The 19,020-nt window shown below is 67.8% G+C and carries 16 protein-coding genes; all 16 read right to left on the reverse strand.

The genetic code is table 11. The features are described 5' to 3' along the window. Positions 1–235: 235 nt before the first annotated feature. Positions 236–1,180 carry a CysB family HTH-type transcriptional regulator gene (locus tag A3A5_RS0102750; RefSeq protein ID WP_010810505.1) on the reverse strand — a complete coding sequence of 315 codons (945 nt, stop codon included), beginning with the start codon at positions 1,178–1,180 and terminating at the stop codon, positions 236–238. Then, positions 1,177–2,304, reverse strand: a complete 1,128-nt coding sequence (locus A3A5_RS0102755; RefSeq protein ID WP_018309137.1) for a sulfate/molybdate ABC transporter ATP-binding protein — start codon at positions 2,302–2,304, stop codon at positions 1,177–1,179. The genes A3A5_RS0102750 and A3A5_RS0102755 overlap by 4 nt, the downstream gene beginning before the upstream one ends. Further along, a complete protein-coding gene (gene cysW, locus A3A5_RS0102760; RefSeq protein ID WP_018309138.1) occupies positions 2,301–3,242 on the reverse strand; it encodes a sulfate ABC transporter permease subunit CysW in 942 nt (313 codons plus the stop codon). Before cysW ends, A3A5_RS0102755 begins: the two co-directional genes overlap by 4 nt. A gap of 1 nt (position 3,243) precedes the next feature. Continuing rightward, positions 3,244–4,206 (reverse strand): sulfate ABC transporter permease subunit CysT, encoded by a 963-nt coding sequence (cysT, locus tag A3A5_RS0102765; protein ID WP_018309139.1) that lies wholly within the window; start codon positions 4,204–4,206, stop codon positions 3,244–3,246. 158 nt (positions 4,207–4,364) lie between these two features. Next, positions 4,365–5,036, reverse strand: a complete 672-nt coding sequence (locus A3A5_RS0102770; RefSeq protein ID WP_018309140.1) for an alpha/beta hydrolase — start codon at positions 5,034–5,036, stop codon at positions 4,365–4,367. After that, positions 5,033–5,884 (reverse strand): EAL domain-containing protein, encoded by an 852-nt coding sequence (locus tag A3A5_RS0102775; protein ID WP_018309141.1) that lies wholly within the window; start codon positions 5,882–5,884, stop codon positions 5,033–5,035. The genes A3A5_RS0102770 and A3A5_RS0102775 overlap by 4 nt, the downstream gene beginning before the upstream one ends. Positions 5,885–6,070: 186 nt before the next feature. Beyond that, positions 6,071–6,982, reverse strand: a complete 912-nt coding sequence (locus A3A5_RS0102780; protein WP_018309142.1) for an ATP-binding cassette domain-containing protein — start codon at positions 6,980–6,982, stop codon at positions 6,071–6,073. A gap of 36 nt (positions 6,983–7,018) precedes the next feature. Then, positions 7,019–7,822 (reverse strand): aliphatic sulfonate ABC transporter permease SsuC, encoded by an 804-nt coding sequence (gene ssuC / locus A3A5_RS0102785; protein WP_018309143.1) that lies wholly within the window; start codon positions 7,820–7,822, stop codon positions 7,019–7,021. Between the two features lie 13 nt (positions 7,823–7,835). Beyond that, entirely contained in the window at positions 7,836–8,999 is a 1,164-nt protein-coding gene (gene ssuD, locus A3A5_RS0102790) for an FMNH2-dependent alkanesulfonate monooxygenase (RefSeq protein ID WP_018309144.1), read from the reverse strand. A 34-nt stretch (positions 9,000–9,033) separates the two neighbouring features. Further along, positions 9,034–10,062, reverse strand: a complete 1,029-nt coding sequence (locus A3A5_RS0102795) for a sulfonate ABC transporter substrate-binding protein (RefSeq protein ID WP_018309145.1) — start codon at positions 10,060–10,062, stop codon at positions 9,034–9,036. Positions 10,063–10,219: 157 nt separating this feature from the next. Continuing rightward, entirely contained in the window at positions 10,220–10,843 is a 624-nt protein-coding gene (gene ssuE, locus A3A5_RS0102800) for an NADPH-dependent FMN reductase (protein WP_018309146.1), read from the reverse strand. A 73-nt stretch (positions 10,844–10,916) separates the two neighbouring features. Beyond that, positions 10,917–11,921 carry a sulfate ABC transporter substrate-binding protein gene (locus A3A5_RS0102805; protein ID WP_018309147.1) on the reverse strand — a complete coding sequence of 335 codons (1,005 nt, stop codon included), beginning with the start codon at positions 11,919–11,921 and terminating at the stop codon, positions 10,917–10,919. 420 nt (positions 11,922–12,341) lie between these two features. Further along, on the reverse strand, positions 12,342–12,884 hold the full coding sequence (locus tag A3A5_RS0102810; protein ID WP_018309148.1) for a bacterioferritin: 543 nt from the start codon (positions 12,882–12,884) through the stop codon (positions 12,342–12,344). A gap of 300 nt (positions 12,885–13,184) precedes the next feature. Beyond that, positions 13,185–15,773, reverse strand: coding sequence for an ATP-dependent chaperone ClpB (gene clpB, locus A3A5_RS0102815; protein WP_018309149.1), 2,589 nt, complete (start codon positions 15,771–15,773; stop codon positions 13,185–13,187). Between the two features lie 211 nt (positions 15,774–15,984). Continuing rightward, positions 15,985–16,866 (reverse strand): MaoC/PaaZ C-terminal domain-containing protein, encoded by an 882-nt coding sequence (locus A3A5_RS0102820; RefSeq protein ID WP_018309150.1) that lies wholly within the window; start codon positions 16,864–16,866, stop codon positions 15,985–15,987. Then, positions 16,866–19,013 carry a D-(-)-3-hydroxybutyrate oligomer hydrolase gene (phaZ2, locus tag A3A5_RS0102825; RefSeq protein ID WP_018309151.1) on the reverse strand — a complete coding sequence of 716 codons (2,148 nt, stop codon included), beginning with the start codon at positions 19,011–19,013 and terminating at the stop codon, positions 16,866–16,868. The genes A3A5_RS0102820 and phaZ2 overlap by 1 nt, the downstream gene beginning before the upstream one ends. Positions 19,014–19,020 lie beyond the last annotated feature (7 nt).

Below are 19,020 nucleotides of genomic sequence, written 5' to 3' on the forward strand. Positions count from 1 at the left end.
AGACCGGCGGCCGCGCGCAAGCTTTGTTGCGCTGCGGTACACGTGCGGCACTCGCCGGACGGCAAGCCGCGGGCACGTGCAAGGACTGTACCCCTCACCCGGGGACGAAGAAAGTCTCTTGCGACGAACGGCGGGCACGGGGCGCGAACGGCACCGTGCCGGGGCGGATGGCGCGGGCCGGCGGCGCTCGGGTGCCCCCTGCGCCGCCCGGCAGCCGTCCGCGGTCAGGCCGGAATCAGGCCGCCAGGGCCTGGCGCTCCTGCTCGGACAGCGCGCTGCTGACGGTGTCGGGCGACAAGTGTGGCGCGAACATGTTGATAAAAGCGTGCGCATAGCCGCGCAGGTAGGCACCCCGCCGCACCGCCACGCTGGTGGTGTTGGGCGCGAACAGGTGGTCGGCCGAGATCCGCACCAGGCCGGAATCCTTGCGCTCGTCATAGGCCATCGAGGCAATGATGCCCACGCCCAGGTCCAGTTCGGCGTAGGTCTTGATCACATCGGCGTCCAGCGCGGTCAGCACGATCTCCGGCTGCAGGCCGGCTTCGGCAAAGGCGCTGTCGATCTTGCGGCGGCCGGTGAAGCCGGCGTCATAGGTGATGAGCTGGAAGCCGGCCACGTCTTCAAGCGTCGGCTCGGGCAGGCGCGTGAGCGGATGGCCGGGCGAGACCACCAGCACGTGCTGCCAGCTGTAGGCCTCGAACGAGGTCAGCCCGGCCTCGGTGGCCAGGGCCTCGGTGGCGATGCCGATATCGGCCTGCCCCGTCAGCAGCAACTCAACGATATGCGTGGGCGACGCCTCCTGCAGTGCCAGCGTCACATGCGGGTATTCACGGCGGAATGCCTGCACCACGCGCGGCAGTGCATAGCGTGCCTGGGTGTGGGTGGTGGCAACGGTCAGGCGGCCGGTATGGCGGCCGGCGTATTCGTCGCCTGCCTGGCGCAGGTTCTCGGCCTCCAGCAGCAGGCGTTCGACGATGCGCACGATCTCGCGCCCCGGCTCGGTCAGCCCGGTCAGGCGCTTGCCGTAGCGCTCGAAGATCTCCACGCCCAGTTCTTCTTCCAGCTCGCGGATCTGGCGCGACACGCCAGGCTGCGAGGTGTACAGCGCGTTGGCGACCTCGGTCAGGTTGAACTGGCGGCGCACCGCCTCGCGGATGGAACGGAGTTGCTGGAAGTTCATGGCGTGGCCTTTTCTTGTTGGGTGGAGGCGGTGCCATTGGCACCGGTCGCGCGCGGCTGCGTGAACACGCGCAGCTGGCGCGGGCGCACCGCAAGCAGCTCGCCTTCACGGAAGCCCGCATGGCGGAAGCGCTCCAGCGGCAGCGCGACTTCAATCACGTCCTGGTTGTCTTCACGTTCGAGTTCAAGCTGCGCCACCGGGCCCAGCGTCAGCGCGCGGCGCAGCGTCACGGCGATGCCGTCGGCGCCGGGCGAATAGCGTTCCAGGTCGAGGTCATGGGGGCGCACATAGGCCACCGCGTCGCCGGCGGTCTCATGGCCGCTGCCGACCACCGGCAGCACCGCCTCGCCGGTATGCAGCAGGCCGCCGCTCTCGCCCACTTCCAAGCGGCCGTGGAACAGGTTCACGTTGCCGAGGAAGCCGAACACGAACGGCGTGGCCGGATGGTTGTAGACCGCCTCGGGCGAGCCGTACTGCTCCACGTGGCCGCGGTTCATCAGCACCACCTGGTCGGCCACTTCCAGCGCTTCTTCCTGGTCATGGGTGACGAACACGCTGGTGACGTGCAGTTCGTCGTGCAGGCGGCGCAGCCAGCGTCGCAGCTCCTTGCGCACCTTGGCATCGAGCGCGCCGAAGGGCTCGTCGAGCAGCAGCATGCGCGGCTCCACCGCCAGCGCGCGGGCCAGCGCGATACGCTGGCGCTGGCCGCCGGAAAGCTGCGACGGGTAGCGGTCGGCCAGCCAGTCAAGCTGCACCAGCTCCAGCAGCGAGCGCACCTTGTCGCGGATCTGCGCTTCGCTGGGTCGCTCTGCGCGCGACTTGACACGCAGGCCGAAAGCCACGTTCTCGAACACGCTCATATGCTTGAATAGCGCATAGTGCTGGAACACGAAACCCACCTGGCGCTGGCGCACATGCTGATCGGAGGCATCGCGCCCGGCCAGCACGATCTGGCCCGCATCGGCGCGCTCCAGGCCGGCGATGATGCGCAGCAGCGTGGTCTTGCCGCAGCCGGAAGGCCCCAGCAGCGCGGTCAGCTCGCCTTCGTCGAAATCGAGCGAGACGTTGTCCAGCGCGACAAAGTCGCCAAAGCGCTTCTCTATGTTCCTGACCTGGATGCTCATGATGCCTGTCCTTGCACTGATGCTTGCAGTGTTGCCAGCGGCCGCTCTGGCGCAGCCTCTTCGGTTTCCTTGCGGGCGCGGAATTCCACCAGCGTCTTGATGCCGAGGGTGACCAGCGCCAGCAGCGTCAGCAGCGAAGCCACCGCAAAGGCGGCCGCGAAGTTGTATTCGTTGTAGAGGATCTCCACGTGCAGCGGCATGGTGTTGGTCAGCCCGCGGATATGGCCCGACACCACCGACACCGCGCCGAACTCGCCCATCGCGCGCGCATTGCACAGGATCACGCCATACAGCAGGCCCCAGCGGATATTGGGCAGCGTGATATGGCGGAAGGTCTGCCAGCCCGAGGCGCCCAGCACGATCGCGGCCTCCTCCTCTTCACTGCCCTGCGCCTGCATCAGCGGGATCAGCTCGCGCGCCACGAAGGGGAAGGTGACGAAGATGGTGGCCAGCACGATGCCCGGCACCGCGAACATGATCTTGATGTCGTGCGCTTCCAGCCACGGTCCCAGCCAGCCCTGCGCACCGAACAGCAGTACGTAGACCAGGCCGGAGATCACCGGCGACACCGAGAACGGCAGGTCGATCAGCGTGATCAGCAGGTTCTTGCCGCGGAAGTCGAACTTGGCGATGGCCCAGGCCGCCGCCACGCCGAACACCACGTTCAGCGGCACCGCGATCGCCGCCACCGTCAGCGTGAGCTGGATCGCGGCGAGTGCGCCGGGTTCGACCAGCGCTTCCCAGTAGGTCTGCACGCCCTTGCGCAAGGCTTCATAGAAGACCGAGGCCAGCGGCACGAACAGGAACAGGGTGAGGAACAGCACTGCCACCGCGATCAGCGTGTAGCGCACCCACGGCGCTTCGCCAGTGGCGTCAAACCTGTGCTGGGCCGGGGCGTTGCCTTGCCCGCCCAGGCGTCCCGCAACGGCGCCGGCCATGTCAGAACTCCTGGCCCGTGGCGGGCGCTTCAGGTGCCAGCGCGGCGCGCGCACCGGATTGATGGCGGCGCGTCCAGGCCTGCAGCAGGTTGATCAGCAGCAGCAGCGCGAAGGAAATCACCAGCATCACCACCGCCACCGCGGTGGCGCCGGCGTAGTCGTATTGCTCCAGCTTGGAATAGATCATCAGCGGCGCGATCTCCGACACCATCGGCATGTTGCCGGAGATAAAGACCACCGAGCCGTACTCGCCGGTGGCGCGCGCGAACGACAGCGCAAACCCGGTCAGCAGCGCCGGCAGGATGGCGGGCAGGATCACGCGGTGGAAGGTCTGCAGGCGGTTGGCGCCGAGGCTGGCAGCGGCTTCTTCCAGCTCCTGCTCCACGTCTTCCAGCACCGGCTGCACCGTGCGCACCACGAACGGCAGGCCGATAAAGGTCAGCGCCACCACCACGCCCAGCGGTGTGAACGCGACCTTGATGCCAAGCGGCTCAAGATAGCGGCCGATCCAGCCATTGCCGGCAAACAGCGCCGTCAGCGCGATACCGGCCACCGCAGTGGGCAGCGCGAACGGCAGGTCCACCAGCGCGTCGATCAGGCGTTTGCCCGGGAAGCGGTAGCGCACCAGCACCCAGGCCACCGCCAGCCCGAACACCGTATTGACGATGGCCGCCACCAGCGACGCGCCAAAGCTCAGCTGCAGCGATGCCACTACGCGCGGCGCCGTGACCGAGGTCCAGAACGCGTCCCACGTCATGGTGAACGTCTTCAGGAACGTGGCCGACAACGGGATCAGGACGATCAGCGTCAGGTAGAACAGCGTGAAGCCGAGCGACAGGCCGAAGCCGGGCAGCACGGTAAAGCGCTGCCGGGACGGGTTGCGCGGCGCGCGCGTGGCGCCGGAGTCAGGGGCGCGGGGAGCGGCTGGCGGCGGCGTGTCCGCCAGGGAAATGGATGGAGGCATATCGTCTCGTCTGTGAGCGGTGCGCCGCCGGACCCTGATGGCTGGCCCCGGCGGGCCGTTCTTTATGACGCCAGCGCGTATTGCGCCGGCCTGCGAGACAGATTCTGCAGAGTCGCCCTTATAAACAGAACGAATCTTTATGAATTTTCTTAGACGATTTAGATATAAGGGATCGTAGACACCACCTCGATACCCGATTCCCAGGCGGCGGATGATTCACTTACGGACCCAGTATCCCCTGCCTGCGCGATGCGCTGGACCAGGGTATCGAGCAGCGCGAGGCCTTCAGGCCAATCGTCCAGCCCGGAATCGGCATTGATGTGGCCCAGGTTGCCCGCATCGACCAGTTCACTGCCCCACAGCGTGCCCCAGCTGAAAGCGGTGCGCTGCGGCATCCAGGGGTCGTTGCAGCTGGCTACCAGGATGGTCGGGAACGGCAGCCGGTAGGACGGCAGCAGCGCCGCCACGCCAAATTTGTCCGGATCCGCCGGCGCCACCAGCAATGCGCCGGCAATGCCGACCGGATCCAGCGCCACCTGGCGCAACGATGCCAGGCAGCCGAAGCTGTGCGCCACCAGCACCGCGCCGCGCGCGGCCACGCGCTGGGCGCGCATCACGCCTTCAGAGACACGCTCGGCCCACAGCGGCAGGCTGGGGCGCGACCAGTCGTGCTGCTCCACCCGCTGCCAGTCCGGGAAGCGCTGCTCCCAGCGGCTCTGCCAGTGTCCCGGGCCACTGCCATGCAGCCCCGGCACGGTCAGCACCTGCAGGTGCCGCGGGATGTCCAGGCGCGTGCCATGACCGCCGGACAGCCTGTTCGCTTGCGTCATACCGCCTCCTTGTCCCATGCATGCGCGGCGCTCACCAGGCCTGCGCGCAGCCCGGCCGCACTGACCGGCGCGCCGGCGAAGGCGCCCTGCCCCAGGCCGATGCCCGCGGCCTGCAGCCGCTCGATGCTTTCGGCATTCTGCAGGCGCCGCCCGATCAGCGTTACGCCGGCGTTGGCCGCGCTGGCACGCAGGCCCGACAGCTGGCGGTCGGTCCAGGTGCGGCGCATGTCGAGCTTGAGCCAGTCCGGCAACGCGTGCGCCATCAGCGCACCGGCTTCAGCCGGATCAGACGCCTGCAGGCTTACCGCGAAACCGTTGCGCCGATAGTTGCCAACGACATGCAACAGCAATGCCAGGTCGTCATTGGCGCTGGCCGGCACCTGGATCACAAAGCGCTCCAGCGGCAGGCCCAGCGATTGCAATGCGCGCCGGAAGGCAGCGCCATGGTCATCGGTGACCGCAGCCAGCAGCCGGTTATGCACATTCAGCACCAGCTTGTGCTCGCCTTCGGCGGCAAAGTAGTTGATGGCATGCAGCAGCCGCGAAAGCCGGTCCAGCGACACCAGGGTGTTGTCGTCGGCCGCCATCGCAAACAGCTTCCATGCCGCCAGGCCCACGCCGTCCTCTGCGTAGGTGTGGATCGAACCCTCATGCGCCACCACCTGCCGGTCTGCCAGCGTCACCAGCGGCTCGAACGCGCTGGTCAGCGAGCAGTTGAAGAACTGGCCCTGCACCTGCCCGCGCCCGTCGCGCCACAATTGCCGGTCAGCCAGCGGCTGGCGCGGCAGCGATTCCAGATAACGTTGGAGCGCAGGCACTGCGCCCGCGGGTTCATGCACGCCTGGCATGGCATTCCTTGGGTTGACCGGGCCCCTCGGCCTCATGGTCGGATTAGTGATGACGGGCGCTCCATGCGCCCTCTGTGCTGTCGCACCGCATCGGCCTGCCTGCTCATGATAGGAGGTCAGCGGGCGCGGCGAATGAAGATTACGGCCAGTCGATATGCGCGGCGCACATTGCCGCAGGTGGCACGGTCACGCTGCCCAGCTCACGTTTGCCGGCGCGGTCGTGGCGGCCGGACCGGCATGCGCACCGGCATGCGACGGTACCTGCGCCTGCGGCGCTTGCCGCATCACCCGCTGCAGCACCCTGGCCTCCAGTTGCGCAAATCGCGCCGCGCCGCGTTCGCGCGGGCGCGCCAGCGCCACGCGTTCATCCATGGCGATGCGGCCGTCCTCGATCAGCACGATGCGGTCGGCCAGAGCCACCGCCTCGGACACGTCGTGCGTGACCAGCAGCGCCGTGAAGCCAAGGCGGCGCCACAGCGACTCAATCAGCCCCTGCATCTCGATGCGCGTGAGCGCATCCAGCGCGCCCAGCGGCTCGTCCAGCAGCAACAGCTGCGGATGGTGCACCAGCGCGCGCGCCAGCGCCACGCGCTGGCGCTGGCCACCGGATAGCCGCGCGGGCCAGGCCTGCGCGCGGTCGGCCAGGCCTACCTGAGCCAGCACATTGGCGGCTTCGCTGCGGCGTGTGCGCGGCAGGCCCAGCGCCACGTTGTCCAGCACGCGCTTCCACGGCAGCAGCCTTGGGTCCTGGAACATCACGCGCACGTCGGCGTGCCGCGCGCGGCCTTTCGCCGCGGACTCACCATCGACGGTGATGCTGCCGCCATCGGCCGCTTCCAGCCCCGCCACCAGCCGCAGCAGCGTGCTCTTGCCGCAGCCGCTGCGCCCGACGATCGCCAGGAACTCCCCCGGCGCCACGTCCAGCGCCACGTTGTGCAGCACTTCGCGGCCGTCATAGCGCTTGACCACCTGGCTCACGTGCAGCGCCACGCCACCCGCCGCGCGCGGCGCCCCGGCCACCGGACGGGCCGCCTCGCGGCGCGCCAGGCCTGCTTCCAGCTCGGCCAAAGCCGCTTGCTCCACCGGATACATCTGCATCTCGATCTCCTTTGCTTGATTGGGGCGACGGGCCGGTCAGGCCGCGGCGTAGCCGGGATGCCAGCGCAGCCAGTAGCGCTCCAGCCCGCGCGACAGCCAGTCGGCCAGCTTGCCCAGCAACGCATAGAGCAGGATGCCCACCAGCACCACGTCGGTTTGCAGGAACTCACGCGCGTTCATGGTCATGTAGCCGATGCCCGCTTGCGCGGAGATGGTCTCCGCCACGATCAGCACCACCCACATCAACCCCAGCGCGAAACGCACGCCCACCAGGATGCCCGGCAATGCGCCGGGCAGGATGACCTCGCGGTACAGTTGCCAGCCGGACAGGCCGTAGCTGCGTGCCATCTCCACCAGCCCCGTATCGACCGAGCGGATGCCGTGATAGGTGTTCAGGTAGACCGGGAAGAACACGCCCAGCGACACCAGGAACAGCTTGGCGCTCTCGTCGATGCCGAACCACAGGATCACCAGCGGAATCAGCGCCAGCGCCGGGATATTGCGCACCATCTGCAGCGTGCTGTCGAGCAGCGTGGCCGCGGTGCGGAAGGTGCCGGTCAGCAGCCCCAGCAGCAGGCCCAGCCCCCCGCCAAGGGCAAACCCCGCCAGCGCGCGCCAGGTGCTGACCCCTACGTGCTTCCACAACTCGCCCGAGCGCGCCAGCTCCCACGCGGCCTGCACCACGGCCAGCGGGGCCGGCAACACGCGGCTGGAGAGCCAGCCGTTCTGCGAGGCCAGCTGCCATGCAACGATCAGCAGCACCGGCATGATCCACGGGGCCAGCGCGCGCGCCAGTGCCTGGGGCGCCTGGCGCGACGGCGGTAACAGAGGAGCGTTCATGCTTGCCCTCCCCTCAGCTCTGCGCGGCGCGCGGCACGATGCCTGTCGCCATGACTTCACCGAACGGGCCCGACAGCACCTTGCCCGGCAGCTTGTCACGCACCGAGCGCGGCAGCAGCGGGAACACCAGTTCGGCAAAGCGATAGGCCTCTTCCAGGTGCGGGTAACCGGACAGCACGAAGCTGTCGATGCCCAGCCCGGCGTATTCGCGCATGCGCTCGGCCACGGTGTGCGGATCGCCCACCAGCGCGGTGCCGGCACCGCCGCGCACCAGGCCAACGCCGGCCCACAGGTTGGGGCTGATCTCCAGCGCCTCGCGCGTGCGGCGTGTGCCGCCCGCGTGCAGCGCGGCCATGCGACGCTGTCCCTCGGAATCCATCTTGGCGAACACGGCTTGCGCACGCGCCACGGTTTCGTCATCGAGCCGGCTGATCAGGTCGTCCGCAGCAGCCCATGCGGCGGCTTCGGTCTCGCGCACGATCACATGCAGGCGGATGCCGAACCTGACCGTGCGGCCATGGCGCGCAGCCTGGCGGCGCACGTCATCGAGCTTCTGCGCCACGTCCGCGGGCGGCTCGCCCCAGGTCAGGTAGGTATCGACCTGTTCGCCGGCCAGCGCATGCGCCGGCGCCGACGAACCGCCGAAGTACACCGGCGGATGCGGCTGCTGCAGCGGCGGATAGAGGACGGTGGCACCCTTCACGCTCAGGTGCTTGCCCTCGTAGTCCACCTTGTCGCCGTCATGGCTGGCGGCCAGCACCTGGCGCCAGATGTGCAGGAACTCGGCCGAGGCCTCGTAGCGCGCGGTGTGGTCCAGGAACAGGCCGTCGCCTTCCAGCTCGGCGGTATCGCCGCCGGTGACCAGGTTGATCAGCAGCCGGCCGTTTGAGATGCGGTCGAAGGTTGCCGCCATCCGCGCGGCCAACGTCGGCGCCATCAGGCCGGGGCGCACCGCGACCAGGAATTTCAGGCGCTGCGTGACGGCGGCCAGCGCCGATGCCGCCACCCATGGGTCCTCGCATGAGCGTCCGGTCGGAATCAGCACGCCTTCGTAGCCCAGCGTATCGGCGGCCACGGCAACCTGCTTCAGGTAATCGAAGCCGACCTCGCGCGCGCCTTCCGAAGTGCCGAGGTAGCGGCTGTCGCCGTGGGTGGGGATGAACCAGAATACTTGCATGTCGTTGTCCTGTTGTGCCTGGCGATGGAGGTGGCTATCGCTTCGCCTGCTGCTGCGGCAGGTCCCAGCGCGCATCGGCCACCTTGACTGGCCTGGGGATCAGCTTGAGCGAGTGGAAGGCGTCGGCGATGCGTTGCTGCTCGGCCAGCACCCCGGCGCTGACCGGGCGTGCGCCGTAAGAGAAGCGCGAGACGGCAAGTTCAAGCACATCGGCAGGCAGCCCGGTTTCGCTAGTCAGCACCGTGGTGGCCTCCTTGGGGTTCTTTTGCGCCCAGGCACCCAGCGTGGCCAGTTCGTCCAGGATCAGGCTGACGATCTCCGGCTTTGCTTGTGCATAGGGGCGCGAGGCCAGGTAGAACTGGTGGTTGCTGACCACGTTCTTGCCGTCCGCGCCGCGGCCATCGGCGAGCGCGCGCGCGCCCAGTTGCTTCTCGGCTGCCGCGAGGAACGGGTCCCAGATCACCCAGGCATCGACCGCGCCGCGCTCGAAGGCGGCACGCGCATCCGCCGGCGGCAGGTAGACCGGCTGGATCTCGCTGTAAGGGATGCCGGCCTTCTCCAGCTGGCGCACCAGCAGGTAATGCACGTTCGAGCCCTTGTTCAGCGCCACGCGCTTGCCGCGCAGTTCTGCCACCGAGCGGATCGCCGAGCCCTTGGGCACGACGATGGCCTCGGCCACCGGCGCCGGCGGCTCATTGCCGACGTAGACCAGTTGCGCCCCCGCGGCCTGCGCAAAGATCGGCGGCGCCTCGCCGACGGTGCCGAAATCGACGGCACCGACGTTCAGCCCCTCAAGCAGCTGCGGCCCGGCGGGGAACTCCGTCCATTTGACGGTGATGCCTTGCGGCGCCAGGCGTTTTTCCAGCGTGCCACGCGCCTTCAGCAGCGTCAGCGTGCCGTACTTCTGGTAGCCGATGCGCAGCACCTTGGGGTCAATGTTCTTTGACTGCGCTTCGGCGCGGCCGGGCAGTAGTCCGTAGGCCAGGCCGGTGGCAAGCACCAGCGCGGCGGTAATCAGGCGGCGGCGCTGGCTGGCCGTGCGCAACGGGTTGGTCGGTGTCATGCGATGTCCTCCATGGCCCGGGCAATGCCCTGCTGGCCGGATTGATGTCCAGGATGGTTGCGGCGGCACGCAGCCCTGCCGACCCCGCGTGGCGGGTGGCATGGCGTCGCTGCCGTTGCGCCGGGCGGGCCGGCGCCACTTCAGTCAATCAGTCAGTTCAGGCGGAACATCGTTCGGCCACCGCGATCGCGGCGGCGCGCTGGACCAAGGCGCCGGGCACCACATCGAGCGGCAACTCGATGCGGGAATGCGCCAGCGCATCACGCACGCGCAGCACGCCCTCGTCCAGGCGTGCCGACAGCGCGGCATCGAAGCGCGCCTGGCGCACGCCGGCGGCTTCAAAGGATTCGATCTGCTGGTCCACGGCAAAGATGCCGGGGAGGATCTGGCGCGAGCCCAGCGCGGACAGCACCGGGCGCAGCGCGTAGTCGATCGCCAGCGCATGGGCCAGGCTGCCGCCGGTGGCGATCGGCAGCACGATCTTGTCGCGCAAGCCGGCCTGCGGCAGCAGGTCCAGGAAGGCCTTGAGCAGGCCGCTGTAGGCGGCCTTGTAGACCGGCGTGGCCAGTACCACCACCTGCGCCTCCGACACGGCATGCGTGGCGGCGGCGATGACGGGGTCGTCCACGCGTGCCGCCAGCAGCGGGCCTGCGGGCAGTTCGCGCAGGTCGAGGTGGCGGGTGCGTTCGCCGGCAGCCTCGAGCGTGGCACGCAGGTGCGCCAGCACAAGGCCGGAGCGGGACTGGACCGACGGGCTGCCGGAGAGCGTCAGGATGGACATCGGGCTTCCTTCTTCTGATGGACCGGTCGGCGCCGCGGCCGCCCCACGCGGCCCGGCGCGCCGGCCTCGTGGTTTACTTCTTGCCGGGCTGGTAGATCTGGTCGAACGTGCCGCCGTCGGCAAAGTGGGTCTTCTGGGCCTTCTGCCAGCCGCCGAAGGCTTCATCGATGGTGAACAGCTTTACCTTCGGAAAGTTGGCCGCGTACCTGGCAGCCACCTTCTCCGAGATCGGGCGGTAGTAGTTCTTCGCCGCGATCTCCTGGCCTTCTTCGGTGTACAGGAACTGCAGGTAGGCCTCGGCTGCCTTGCGCGTGCCTTTCTTGTCGACCACCTTGTCGACCACGGCCACCGGCGGCTCGGCCAGGATCGACACCGACGGCGCGACGATATCGAACTTGTCCGGGCCCAGCTCCTTGATGGCCAGGATGGCTTCGTTCTCCCACGCGATCAGCACATCGCCCAGGCCGCGCTCGACAAAGGTGGTGGTGGCGCCGCGCGCGCCGGAATCGAGCACCGGCACATGCTTGAGCAACTCGCCGACAAACTCGCGTGCCCGGACGTCATTGCCGCCCGGCTGGCGCAGCGCATAGCCCCATGCCGCCAGGTAGTTCCAGCGCGCGCCGCCGCTGGTCTTGGGGTTGGGCGTGATCACCTGCACACCCGGCTTGACCAGGTCGCCCCAGTCCTTGATGCCCTTGGGGTTGCCCTTGCGCACCAGGAACACGATGGTCGAGGTGTACGGCGAGGCGTTGTGCGGCAGGCGCTTCTGCCAATCCGGCTTGATCAGGCCCTTGTCCGCGATGGCGTCGATGTCATAGCCCAGCGCCAGCGTGACCACGTCGGCGTCCAGCCCGTCGATCACCGAGCGCGCCTGCTTGCCCGAGCCGCCGTGCGACTGGCGCACAGTCACGGCGTCGCCGCCCTGCGCCTTCCAGGCCTTGGCAAAGGCGGCATTGACGTCGACATACAGCTCGCGCGTCGGGTCGTAGGAAACGTTCAGCAGGTTGGCGGCCGTCACCGTCTGCGCCGCGGTCAGGGCGCCAAGTACGGTCAGGCTGATAGCCAGTTTGCGGATCATCTTGTGTTGCTCCCGTCAGTGTCGTGAATGGGCGCCAGGCGCCTGTTTGCTGGTCCGCCTTGAGCAGCGGACTCGTGTCAGGAGCAAGACTACCGACGGGGCTATCTGAACGGAACGAATGGTTTCGCCGATCCTTCGCTGTTTTTTGCATAAGATCGGACAGAAATATGGGCATGCCCGCGGGCGCGGGCGCAACGGGCCGGGGTGACGCCAGGGTGGCGCATGCGGCACGCATAAAAGAAAACGCCCGCATCGGGCGAACCGGTGCGGGCGAAGTTTCCATTCTGGAAACGGGTAGACAAGTCATGAAGAGCGCCCCCGCATCTCCATGACAGGACGAATCTTATCGGCCCGGCCGCCGGCGCGGCTTGACCAAAATCAAGTGCGCGGCGATCGGGTCAGCCGCGTCGGTCCGCCCGCTTACTTGCCGGATTGCCGGCTCAGCAGGTCTGCCATCTCGTCGGCATGCTCCTCTTCCACGGCGAGGATGCCTTCCATCATGCGGCGCGAGGTCGGGTCGCGCTCACCCAGGAACCGGATGATCTCGCGATAGCTGTCAATGGCAATGCGCTCGGCCACCAGGTCTTCCTTGATCATTTCCGTCAGCGAAGTGCCCGCCACATATTCCGCATGCGAACGGCTGGTCAGCCCGTCGGGCGCAAAGTCGGGTTCGCCGCCAAGCTGGACAATGCGCTCGGCAATCTGGTCGGCATGGCCTTGTTCTTCGTTGGAATGGGCCAGGAATTCATCTGCCACGCTTTTCGAGTTCGGCCCCTTGGCCATGTAGTAGTGGCGGCGATAGCGCAGCACGCAAACGATCTCGGTGGCCAGCGCGTCGTTGAGCAGCTTCAGCACGGTCTCGCGGTCGGCGCCGTAGCCCGCGGTCACCGCGCCGTCGTCGATGTGCTGGCGGGCGCGCTCACGCAAGGTCTTGACGTCTGTGAGGAAAGGCTTGTCGGTCATAGAGGGCTCCTGAGGGGGCTGCGTCAGCGCAGCGCCTTGTAGGGAAATACAGCCCTTTTGCAACGCGAGAAGTGTGCCACTGGCTATCTGGCGTGGATTCGCCTCTGGCGGCGGTCGGCCAGCACCGCGGCGTGAAAAATTTGCACGGACGCAGACTGCCTTACACGCGCGCGCGAATGTCCGGGCGAAAAAAATCCCTGCGGCGCATGCACAGGGACTGACTCCGGCCGACCGAATGGTTGCGCCCTCTCCTGCAAGCGGGAGAGGGCGCAACCCGGCAGCATGCGGGAACGCCGGACCTTAATGCAGATTCCGCCCGAACGTGAACTCGTCATCGACATAGTCCACCGGCACCACATCCTTGGCGGCAAACTTGCCCTCCAGGATGGCCCGTGCCACCGGGTTCTCGATCTGCTGCTGGATCGCACGCTTGAGCGGACGCGCGCCAAACACCGGGTCGTAGCCCGCGCTGGCGATCTTCTCCAGCGCCGTGTCGCTGACGGTCAGCGTCATGTCCATGCGGGCCAGGCGGCTCTGCAGGCGTTGCAGCTGGATGCGCGCGATCGACTCGATATGCTTCTGGTCCAGCGCGTGGAACACCACCACTTCATCGATCCGGTTCAGGAACTCCGGCCGGAAATGCGTGCGCACTTCCTGCCAGACCGCGCCCTTGATCGCTTCCTGCGGCTCGCCGGACATCGACTGGATGATCTGCGAACCCAGGTTGGACGTCATCACGATCACGGTGTTCTTGAAATCCACGGTGCGCCCCTGGCCATCGGTCAGGCGGCCGTCGTCCAGCACCTGCAGCAGCACGTTGAAGACGTCAGGGTGGGCCTTCTCGACTTCATCGAGCAGCACCACGCTGTACGGCTTGCGGCGCACGGCTTCGGTCAGGTAGCCGCCTTCCTCGTAGCCCACATATCCCGGCGGCGCGCCGATCAGGCGGCTGACGCTGTGCTTCTCCATGAACTCGCTCATGTCGATGCGGATCAGGTGCTCTTCCGAATCGAACATGAACTCGGCCAGGGCCTTGCACAGCTCAGTCTTGCCGACACCGGTCGGGCCCAGGAACAGGAACGAGCCATAGGGTCTGTTCTCGTCCGCCAGGCCGGCACGCGAACGGCGGATGGCGTCGGACACCAGCCGCACGGCTTCGTCCTGGCCCACCACGCGCGCATGCAGGCGGTCTTCCATCTTCAGCAGCTTCTCGCGCTCGCCCTGCATCATCTTCGATACCGGGATGCCGGTGGCGCGGCTCACCACTTCGGCGATTTCCTCGGCGCCCACCTGGGTGCGCAGCAGCTTGTTGGGCTGCTTCTGCTCGCTGGCTTCGGCGTCGGTCGCGGCCTTGAGCTTGCCTTCCAGGCCCGGCAGCTTGCCGTATTGCAGCTCGGCCACCTTGTCCAGCTTGCCTTCGCGCTGCAACTTGGCGATTTCCAGCTTGATCTTCTCGATCTCTTCCTTGAGCGCGGCCGTGCCCTGCGCGGCGCCCTTCTCGGCCTTCCAGATTTCGTCCAGGTCGGCGTATTCCTTCTCCAGGCGCGCGATTTCCTGCTCGATCAGCTCCAGGCGCTTCATCGACGCCTCGTCGGTCTCTTTCTTGACCGCCTCGCGCTCGATCTTCAGCTGGATGGTGCGGCGTTCGAGCTTGTCCATCGACTCGGGCTTGGAATCGATCTCCATCTTGATGCGCGCGCCGGCCTCGTCGATCAGGTCGATCGCCTTGTCGGGCAGGAAGCGGTCGGTGATATAGCGATGCGACAGTTCCGCCGCGGCGACGATGGCCGGGTCGGTAATCTCCACGCCGTGGTGCAGCTCATACTTTTCCTGCAAGCCGCGCAGGATGGCAATGGTGGCCTCCACGCTGGGCTCGTCCACCAGCACCTTCTGGAAGCGGCGCTCCAGCGCTGCGTCCTTCTCGATGTACTTGCGGTATTCGTCCAGCGTCGTGGCGCCGATGCAGTGCAGCTCACCGCGCGCCAGCGCCGGCTTGAGCATGTTGCCCGCGTCGATCGCGCCCTCGGCCTTGCCGGCGCCGACCATGGTGTGGATCTCGTCGATGAAGACGATGGTCTGGCCCTCGTCCTTGGCGACGTCATTGAGCACCGCCTTCAGGCGTTCCTCGAACTCGCCGCGGTACTTCGCGCCGGCAAGCAGGCCGGCCATGTCCAGCACCAGCACGCGCTTGTTCTTCAGGCTCTCGGGCACTTCGCCGTTGACGATGCGCTGCGCCAGGCCTTCGACGATGGCAGTCTTGCCCACGCCGGGCTCGCCGATCAGCACCGGGTTGTTCTTGGTGCGGCGCTGCAGGATCTGGATCGCGCGGCGGATCTCGTCGTCGCGGCCGATCACGGGGTCGAGCTTGCCGATGCGGGCGCGCTCGGTCAGGTCGATGGTGTATTTCTTGAGGGCCTCGCGCTGGCCCTCGGCCTCGGCGCTGTTGACCGAATCGCCGCCGCGCACGGCCTGGATGGCCGACTCGAGCGACTTGCGGTTCAGGCCGTTTTCACGCGAGATGCGGCCGGCGTCGCCCTTGTCGTCGGCGACGGCCAGCAGGAACAGCTCGCTGGCGATGAACTGGTCGCCACGCTTGATGGCTTCCTTCTCGGTGGCGTTAAGCAGGTTCACCAGGTCGCGGCCAATCTGGACCTCGCTGGTGCCCTGCACTTGCGGCAGGCGCTTGATGGCGGCGTCCAGCGCGGTCTGCAGGCCCGGCACGTTGACGCCGGCGCGCGCCAGCAGCGCGCGGGCGGCGCCGTCGTCCTGCGCCAGCAGCGCGCGCAGCAAGTGCTGCGGTTCGATGTATTGGTTGTCGTTGCCCAGTGCCAGGCTTTGCGCATCAGCCAGCGCTTCCTGGAATCGGGTGGTCAGCTTGTCAAGACGCATAAGGAATCCCTCTCTCAATAAGGTCGTGTCCCGATGCGGGGGCGTCCGCGCCGGTCTTTGCTGCCGGAGCGCCCGTATGCCCTGCCGGACACTGGATTGTCTTTTCGAAAGATAAGGCTTTGTCGCGACATTTCAAGGCCGCGCCGGTACGGCAGCCGCTATCTCGACAACCCGGGCTCCCACGCTCGCAAGTGCTGCAAGCGATACGCGGCTAGGCGGCGCGGCAGCCGCCCTTGTCCGCAAGGTTGCGCACCAGCACGAGTGATTCGCCCTGCACCACCACGCGCCCGTCCGCGCCCGTGACCACGCTGGCCAGGTTGACCAGGTCCTTGCCGGCGCGCAACCGCACAATGCGCACGCATGCCGTCAGCGGCTCATCCAGCCGCGCGGCTGAAGCGAGGCGCAGCGACTGCTTCATCCACCCCGTACCCCGTCCGGGCAGCCGCGTGCCGAGCAGGTCCGAGAACATGCCGGCCAGCAGCGGCAGCGGCACCACCGGCCCGCCAAACCCGCGCGCGCGGGCAAAGGCCGGGTCGGCGTGGTAGGGGTTGGCGTCGCCGGTCAGGGTGATGTACTCGTCCAGGTCGGCCTGCGCGAAGGCGCGTGCCGCACGGGCTTCCTGACCTGGGCGCAGGCCGTACAGGATGGCGTCGCCCGCCTCTGGCGCCTGCGCCGCCTCGCCGGGCAGCAGGGCCAGTGGGTCCGGCCCGGCGTCCGGCAGCCACAGCGATGCACCCACGGCCGTGACGCGCGGCGCCTCGCCCGGCCCGCCCGCGCTGCCCACGGTGGTGCCGTAGCCCGCCAGTCCGGCCGGCGCGGGCTGCGGCGCCAGCGCGATCTGCACCGTATCGCCAACGAAGGCCGGCGTCGGGAACATCAGCGTCTGCCCGACCGGCAACGCCGGCCCGGGCAGCTGCCGCCAGGTGTGGGCGCACAACAGCGAAAACAGGAACATGCCGTGCGCCACGGTGGCACCGAAATGCGTGCCACGGGCAAAGGCCGGATCGCAGTGGATCGGGTTGTCGTCGTGCGACAAGGCGGCGAAGCGGTCGAAGTCGCGCTGCGACAGCACGCGCGGCAGGGCATCGTTCATCAGTCAGGCACCTGTACGGTGTTAGCGTTGACGGTAATCGCGTTGCCGGCCGCAGGCGAGGCGGCGAACGGCGGCACGTTGGACGGCAGCAGCGCCGGCGCCGGCGTGTTGAGGGTGCCGCCGCGCGGCGTGGTGCGCAGCACCTGCGACGGCGGCAGCGCCTTGCCCGCGGTGAGGTTGTCGTAGACCGCATCCAGGGCCCGGTTCAGGTAGACGTGCAGCGGCACATAGCGGTTGCTGTAGCCTGGCACCAGACCGATGAAGGCATCGAAGTGCTGGGCGTTCTCGACCTCCACGTATGACAGCTTGCTGGTCACCCCCTCCTGCTGCCGGTTCAGCCCGAGATACGGGCGCGAGGTATGGTTGACCGGCAGCAGCCCGTCGCTGCGCCCGTGCACGATCACCGCCGGCTTGCCGCGCAGGTTGCCGTTGCGCAGCGTCAGCGCCTGGCCGGCCTGCAATGCGCGCGCCGCGGCGTCCGTGCCGGCCAGCAGGCTGCGCAGGCAGTTGGCGCCGTCGTAGTTCAGGTCTTGCCGCAGCGTCAAGGGTGAAACAGACGCCAGGTTCAGGTACGGGCCATGCTGCGGATCGAGGTCATTGATCAACTGGACCGGCGGCAGTGGCGGCACGCCGTTGCCAGTGGCGAACATCGACGCCAGCGCCGCGGGCGCGATTGCCGCGGGCTTCAGGTCGGTCAGCGTGCTGGCAAAGCTGTAGCCGCACAGCCGGTCGGTGACGCTGGCCTGCGCATAGGCGTTGGCATAGTTGACCGAGATCGCGGCGGCCACGTCAAACACGGCCAGCGACGGGTGCAGATCGTCCGATTCCGCTTCCCAGCCGGCGGCACGCAGCGCCTGCAGGGCGCTGGCGCTCTGTTCGTCCGTGTTCGCGCCGCTCACCAGGCCCTTTTCCGCCAGCGTCTGGCAGCGGTTGGCAAAGAACGTCGCCGTGGAGGGGTTGGTGTAGAACGGCGCCTGGGTCAGCGCGGTGGCCCGCGCGGCGCAGTGCTGCAGCAGATTGGCGGTGGTGGTGTAGTCGTACAGCGTGCGGCCCGAAGCCGCCACCGGCGTCGCGCCGCGTTGCACCACGATGCCGGTATTGGGCGGCATGTTCAGGTTGGGCTCGCCCACCGCCACGCCGTCGATCAGCCCGCCGGCATCCTGCTCGGCCGCCGCCACTGCGGCACCGCCGCCATTGGACACACTGGACGCGATCACCACGATCTTGTCCTGGTCCAGGGTGCGCTGGCGGGTGCCGTTGGCCGACACGGCGCCGAAGCGGTCATTGATCGCCCAGATCGCAAATTCCACCGCCTGCAGCGTGAACTTGCCCCAGTCTTTCTCCGGGTTGCGCTGCGAATGCGCGTGCTTGAACGCCAGCCGGTGCGGGTTGGCTGCGGTGAAGTCCGCCAGCGAGGTGGCCCCCGCCGGCGCGGCAAACTGCGCGTTCTTGCCGGCTGCTGTGCGCGTGGCGCGGGTGCCGTCGATCAGCGGCACGGTGTCGGTATCCAGGTCATGCGGCGCGGCGCCGGTGCCCTTGTCGGTATAGGCCACCGCGCAGCCGCGCTTCAGGCCCCACTCGCCGGTGGAAATGCCGCCATAGACGCCGCGTGAACCGGACGAAGTGGCCGTGATCACGCACGGCTTCGACGTGTTGAAGGTGGCGGGGATCTGCACCAGCATGGTCACGTTCTGCTGGCCCGAGCCGTCGTCCGAATAAGCCAGGTATTCCACGCCGGCCACCTTGCCTTCCGAGCCGGTGACATTGCCCTGCGCATCGACATTGGGGCCGTAGAGCGAGCCGTAGCCGCCGCTGGCGGTGGTGTCGACGATGGCACGATAGTTGGTATGAATCGCATAGCGCCGCAACTCCGCCGCGGTCGGCGCGGTGGGGTTGGCCGGTAGTGGCGCGGTGGCGCTGGCCAGGCCGTCCTTGCCCAGGCCCGCGGTCAGCAGGTCGTCGGTGGTGCCGTTGTAGCTGTTGATGGTGACCGTGCCGATATACGCCGGCTTGGTATTGGGGTTGCTGCCGTTGCCGTTGTTGTCATCGCCCGAACCGCAGGCGGCGGCCAGCATCGATGCGGCGGCCGCCAGCACCGTGAGCCTGAGGCGGCGTTTCTGTTGCGGCGGGATCTGCGTGGAATGCATGTCAACC

The organism is Cupriavidus sp. UYPR2.512, from assembly GCF_000379565.1.
Taxonomy (GTDB): domain Bacteria; phylum Pseudomonadota; class Gammaproteobacteria; order Burkholderiales; family Burkholderiaceae; genus Cupriavidus.